The sequence below is a fragment of the Erythrobacter sp. HI0063 genome (genome assembly GCF_001635685.1).
Classification (GTDB): domain Bacteria; phylum Pseudomonadota; class Alphaproteobacteria; order Sphingomonadales; family Sphingomonadaceae; genus Qipengyuania.
This window is the reverse complement of record NZ_LWFF01000025.1, coordinates 1-5,819: the sequence shown is the minus strand read 5'-3', so window position 1 is coordinate 5,819 and position 5,819 is coordinate 1. Positions and strand designations below refer to the sequence as shown.

General features: G+C 67.0%; 4 protein-coding genes. All 4 read left to right on the top strand.

What is annotated here, in order from left to right; translation table 11 throughout:
- The first annotated feature begins 126 nt into the window (after positions 1 to 126).
- Positions 127 to 681 carry a DUF721 domain-containing protein gene (locus A3736_RS01355; RefSeq protein ID WP_067678286.1) on the top strand — a complete coding sequence of 185 codons (555 nt, stop codon included), beginning with the start codon at positions 127 to 129 and terminating at the stop codon, positions 679 to 681.
- Positions 682 to 698: 17 nt separating this feature from the next.
- Positions 699 to 1,403: a thioredoxin domain-containing protein gene (locus tag A3736_RS01350; RefSeq protein ID WP_067678289.1), complete on the top strand. Its 705-nt coding sequence runs from the start codon at positions 699 to 701 to the stop codon at positions 1,401 to 1,403.
- Between the two features lie 82 nt (positions 1,404 to 1,485).
- Complete coding sequence (locus tag A3736_RS01345) at positions 1,486 to 2,247, top strand: thioredoxin domain-containing protein (protein ID WP_067678283.1); 762 nt, start codon at positions 1,486 to 1,488, stop codon at positions 2,245 to 2,247.
- A 9-nt stretch (positions 2,248 to 2,256) separates the two neighbouring features.
- The gene (locus A3736_RS01340) at positions 2,257 to 5,700 is read left to right on the top strand and encodes an AAA family ATPase (RefSeq protein WP_067678281.1); all 3,444 of its coding nucleotides are present in this window, start codon (positions 2,257 to 2,259) and stop codon (positions 5,698 to 5,700) included.
- Positions 5,701 to 5,819 lie beyond the last annotated feature (119 nt).

The following is a 5,819-nucleotide window of genomic DNA, read 5'->3' as shown; positions in this document are numbered from 1 at the left end:
GATCGTTCGGCGGCTCACCCGGCTGCGCTCGCCACGGCAGCACGCGCGCATGATCGTCGTACCAGGCGAGAAGATGGGCCGCGATGCTGGAGGTCACGCCGGTCCTATGGCATAGGCCCCTGCGTAATGGAAAGCGACGACACCCCGGCCAAGACGCCCTCTGCTTCGCGGACCGATGCCAAACCGCGCAAGAAAGCCAAATTCCGCGAATATCATCGCCCGCGCGGCGGGCCGGCGCGCGCCGTTTCCGACCTAATGCCCCAGATCGGGCGCACTGCCTTTCGCCGCTTCGGCTTCGTCCAGTCCTCGGTCGTCACGCGCTGGCCGGAAATCGTCGGTACGACGCACGCGAGGGTCTGCGCGCCCGAATCGATCCGCTTCCCTCCCGGTGAAAAATCGGAGGGCGTGCTCCAGCTCGTCGTCAGCCCAGCGCACGCTCCGCTGATCCAGCACGTGATTCCCGAAATCATGGAGCGGGTGAACACCTTCTTCGGCTATCGCGCAGTGGCGCGGGTCAAGATGCGGCAAGGTACGGTTAAGCCACCCGAGGACATGGCAAAGACCAAGGCGCCGCCTTCGCTCAAGCCCATTCCGATGGAATTGGGCGAAAGCCTGCGCGATATCGGCGATCCGGAATTGCGCACCGTGCTCGAATCTCTGGCGCGCAGTTTCGGCGATTGAACAGGATGATGCGAGATATGACGACGAAATTTCGCGGTCGCAAACTGGCCGCCCGGATCGGATCGGCACTGGCCGCGCTGGCTCTGGTGGGCACCGGCGCGGCGGCGCTGGCGCAGAATTGGGGGGCCACAATTGTCGAAAGCGATAACGGGCATCGCATCGGCAACCCCAAGGCCAAGACCAAACTCGTCGAATTCATGAGCTACACCTGCTCGCACTGCGCCGATTTCGCGCGCGAAGGCGATGCGGCGATCAAGCTTGGCTATCTGCCGAAGGGCGATGTCAGCTACGAAATCCGCCATTTGCTGCGCGATCCCTTCGATCTGACCGCAGCGCTGCTGACGCATTGCGGCGATCCGAAGAAATTCGCGGGCAATCACAACGCCATCATGCTGAGCCAGGACGCCTGGTTCGAAAAGGGCCGCAAGACCACGCGCGCTCAACAGGCGCGCTGGCAGTTCGGATCGAACGGGGCACGGCGCCAGGCCATCGCCAGCGACCTCGGCTTTTACGAGCTGATGGAAAATCGCGGCTATTCCCGCGCCGAACTCGATCGCTGCCTGACCGACGAGGCCAAGGCCAACGCGCTTGCCGAAGCGAGCCAGGCCGATGTCGAGAAATACGGGCTGCAAGGCACGCCGAGCTTCGTGATGAACGGAACGCTCCTCGATGGCGTGCACAATTGGGCCGCGCTTCGCCCGGTGCTCGACAAGCGGCGCTAGTCGGGGCTTCCCGCTCTTTCCAGCGGAGCCATCGCTGGCTAGAAGCGGCCTGCATTTCGTATTTCACATTTCAGGACTTCGTATGACTCGCATCCGCTCCTTCGCTCTTGCCGCCCTCGCCGCTCCGCTGACTCTCGCGATCGCCGCCTGCGATTCCACCGATGCGGCCGACGAAGAAGCGCTGTCGGGCGAACCGGTCGCCGCGGTCGAAGCGCCAGCGGGCACGAACTGGGTGGACACCGTGCAGGTGACGGATTCCGACGGGTATCTGCTCGGCAATCCGGATGCGCCGATCAAATTGATCGAATACGCTTCGCTGACCTGTCCCGCCTGCGCAGCCTTTGCGCAGAACGGGGCGGATCAGCTCAAGGAAGATTACGTCGCCACCGGCAAGGTCAGCTACGAATTGCGCAACCAGATTCACGGTCCGCACGATCTGATCCTGGCTCAGATGGTCCGCTGCGGTGCGCCCGAGACCTATCACCCGCTGTCCGATCAGGTTTGGAAGAACCTGGAGGAAGTGCTGAATCCGGTATTCGAACGTCAGGAGCAATTCGGTCAGGCGCTCTCGCTGCCCGAAGATCAGCGTTTCGTTCAGGCTGCAGGTGTCGCGGATTTCTACGATTTCTTCGCCGCGCGTGGCCTCAGTGAGGACCAGGCGCGCACCTGCCTTGCCGATTTTTCCGCTATGGAAGCTATCGCGGAACGCTCCGAAACCCAGTCGCGTGAGCTGGATGTGACCGGCACGCCGAGCTTCTTCCTCAACGGTCGCAAGCTCGAACTCGAACCGACTGCTCCCTGGCCCCAGATCGAACAGCGGCTCCAGCAGGCCGGCGCGCGCTAAGCGGGATCGATGCAGCTCGGCAAGCTCAGGCTCAGCGGCTTCAAGAGCTTCGTCGAGCCTGCCACGCTGAGCATCGAGCCGGGGCTGACCGGCGTCGTCGGCCCGAATGGCTGCGGCAAGTCCAACCTTCTCGAAGCGATCCGCTGGGTCATGGGCGAAAACTCGCCCAAGAGCATGCGATCGGGCGGGATGGAGGATGTCATTTTCGCCGGCACCGCCACGCGCCCGCCGCGCGATTTCGCGGAGGTCGTCCTGTCGGGTACGCGCTCGGATGGCGACGAGCTGGAAGTCGTCCGCCGGATCGAACGCGGGGCGGGATCGGCCTATCGCCTGAACGGGCGAGATGTGCGCGCCAAGGACGTCGCGCTGATCTTCGCCGATGCGGCCACCGGGGCGCATAGTCCCGCGCTCGTCAGCCAGGGCAAGATCGCGCAGGTCATTGCCGCCAAGCCGACCGAGCGGCGGCAGATGCTGGAAGAAGCGGCGGGGATTGCGGGCCTCCATGTCCGCCGTCGCGATGCCGAGAGCAAATTGCGCCAGACCGAGGCCAATCTGGCGCGCCTTGAAGATTTGATGGCGGGGCTCGACAGCCAGATCGCGTCACTGAAGCGCCAGGCGCGACAGGCCGAGCGCTACGGCGAATTGTCCGAACAGATCCGCACCGCCGAAGCGCGTCTGGTATTCGTGCGCTGGCGCGATGCCGCGCGCGCGGCGGCCGAGGCGAAAAGGGCCGCGAAGGGCGCCGAAGCGCGAGTTCAGGCCGCGCAATCCGATAGCGACGCGGCGCAGAAGGCACAGCGTCTTGCCGCCGAAAAGCTGGCGGCCGCGCGCGAGGAACTGGCCGACCGGCGCGACGATGCGAGCGCGCATGGCCATCGGATGGCGGCACTCACCAACCAGCTCGAAACCGCCGAACAGCGCCTCGCCGATCTGGACCGCCAGACGGCACGCCTCGAAGAGGATCGCGGCGAGGCGGACCGCTTGACGCGCGATGCCGCCGAGGCGCTGGCGCGGCTCGACAAGGAACTGGCAGCGAACGAGAAAGCGCTGGCCGAGGACGAGGCGATGCGCCCGACCCTCGCGGCGCGCGCCGAAGATGCCGAACGTGCCAGCCGCGCCGCCGAACTGGCTTTGGCGAATGCGACGGCGGATCTGGCCGGCGTCGAGGCCGAATGGCGCGTGGTCGAAGCGGAAATCGCACAAGCGCGCGTCCGGCTTGATCGCACTCTAAGCGAAGGACGCCGCATGGCCGACCAGCGCGCGGCGCTTGCCCGGCAGGATGGTACGGATGCGGTGGCCCAAGCCCGCGAAGCTGCCGAAGGCGCTGCAACGCAACTGCAAGCGCATCGCAAGGCGCTCGAAGCCATGCGGGAACGCAAGGCAGCGCTCCAGACCGCGCGCGACGAGGCCGCCAGTGCCCTTTCGGAAGCGCGTGCCGAACTATCCGGAGTGGAGCGCGAATGGCAGGCGCTGACTCGCGATCGCGAGGCACGTCAGCGGGCGGCGGCGAAGCGATCGGGCCGCGGGCCGGCAATCGATTCGGTGCGCGCCGAACCGGGATTCGAGCGTGCTTTGGCAGCGGCATTGGGCCGCGATGGGAGGGCCCTGCTCGGATCGCCCGAGGGGGAAGAGGGGCGCTACTGGACCGGGGGCGAGACACAGCACCGCCTCGACGATGCCTTGCTCGACCATGTGGCGGACTGTCCCAGCGAGCTCGCGGCGCGCCTGGCACTGGTGCATGTTGCGGAAAGCGACGATGGGCGCGCGCTGGAGCCGGGAGAATGGCTCGTCACTTTCAAAGGGCATTTGCGGCGCTGGGACGGTCTGGTCGCGCGCGGCGAAGGGGCGGCGGATGCGGCGCGGCTGGAAGCGGAGAATCGCCTGGCCGAGCTCGACGCGGCGCTCCCGCCCTTGCGCGAAACGGCCAGGGAAGCGGAAACGCGCGAGGCCGCCACGCGCGATGAGCTGGCGCAGTTGCAGCGCGATCTGGTCGCCGCCGAACGCCAATCCGCCGCCGCCTCCGACGCCGAACGGCAGGCCCTGCGCGCGCTCGACCAGGCCGAAGCGGCGCGCGAGCGGGTGACGGCGCGCCTTGCCGAATTGGACGCCGCAGCATCCGAACACGAGGAGCGGCTCGACAGCGCACGCGTCGATCTTGCCGAAGCGGAGGCCAAGCGCAGCGCCCTGCCCGATCCATCCGCCGGGCGGGACAAGCGCGATGCCGCACGCGACCGCAACGAAGCTGCGCGCGCCGCGATGCAGGGTGCCGCTGCGGCGCTCGCCGCGCACGATCAGGCGCTGGCCGTGGCGCGCGAGCGAACGGCGGGGCAGCGTTCGGACATGGCGGGCTGGCAGGCGCGATCGGGCGATGCCGCGCGGCGGCTGTCCGACATGGCGCGGCGGCTGGAAGAGATCGGCGAGGAGCGCGCGGTGATCGCCGCCAAGCCTGAAGGCCTGATGCGCGAGATCGAGCAGGGCGATGCGGTGCGCGCCCGGCTTTCCGAAGAGCTGGCCACGGCCGAAGCCGCCCTGTCGGAAGCGCAGGCGGCAGGCGAGGAGGCGGACCGCGCCTTCGCTGCCGCCAACGAAGCGCTGGCCGCCGCCCGCGAGGAGCGCGCCGGGCTGTCCGCGCGCGCCGAGAATCAGGAATTGCGCCGGATCGAAATGGGCCGTGTTTCGGGCGAGCGCTTCCAGTGTCCGCCCCCGCTGCTGCCCGAACGGTTTCAGTTCGAGGAGGACACCTTGCGCTCCGCCGAAACGGAAAGCGAGGAGATGGACCGCCTCAGCGCCAGTCGCGAACGCATCGGCCCGGTCAATCTGGTCGCCGCCGACGAGCTTGCGCGGATCGAGGGCGAGCACGGTGCCAATGCCGAGGAACAGGCCGAGCTGGCCGAAGCGGTCGCACGGTTGCGTGGCTCCATCGGCAGCCTCAATCGCGAAGGTCGAGAGCGGTTGAAGGCGGCGTTCGAGGAAGTGAACGAACATTTCCAGCGCCTGTTCGCGCAGCTTTTCGATGCGGGCAATCTGCCCGGCGACAGCGGCGGCAAGGCGCATCTGGCCCTGATCGACAGCGACGACGTGCTCGAAGCCGGGCTTGAAATCTTTGCCCAGCCGCCCGGCAAGCGCCTGCAATCGCTGACGCTGCTTTCAGGCGGAGAGCAGGCGCTGACAGCCGTGGCGTTGATCTTCGCCCTGTTCCTGACCAATCCGGCCCCGATCTGCGTGCTGGACGAAGTCGACGCCCCGCTGGACGATGCCAATATCGACCGGTTCTGCGACCTGCTTGACGCCATGGTGAAGCAAACCGACACCCGTTACCTGATCGTGACGCACAACGCCGTGACGATGAGCCGCATGCATCGCCTGTTCGGCGTCACCATGATCGAGAAGGGGATCAGCCGCCTCGTCAGCGTCGATCTCGGTGGGGCGGAAGATCTGCTGGCGGCGGAATAGAGACCTTTGCCACGCTCCCCCAAGCTCCATTGGTCGCAGCACTCGACCCGCCCGCCCCCCGATGCCTCATTTTTGACAGATTCGTTCATCCGGGCGACAGGCCGCGATGGCACCCGGCC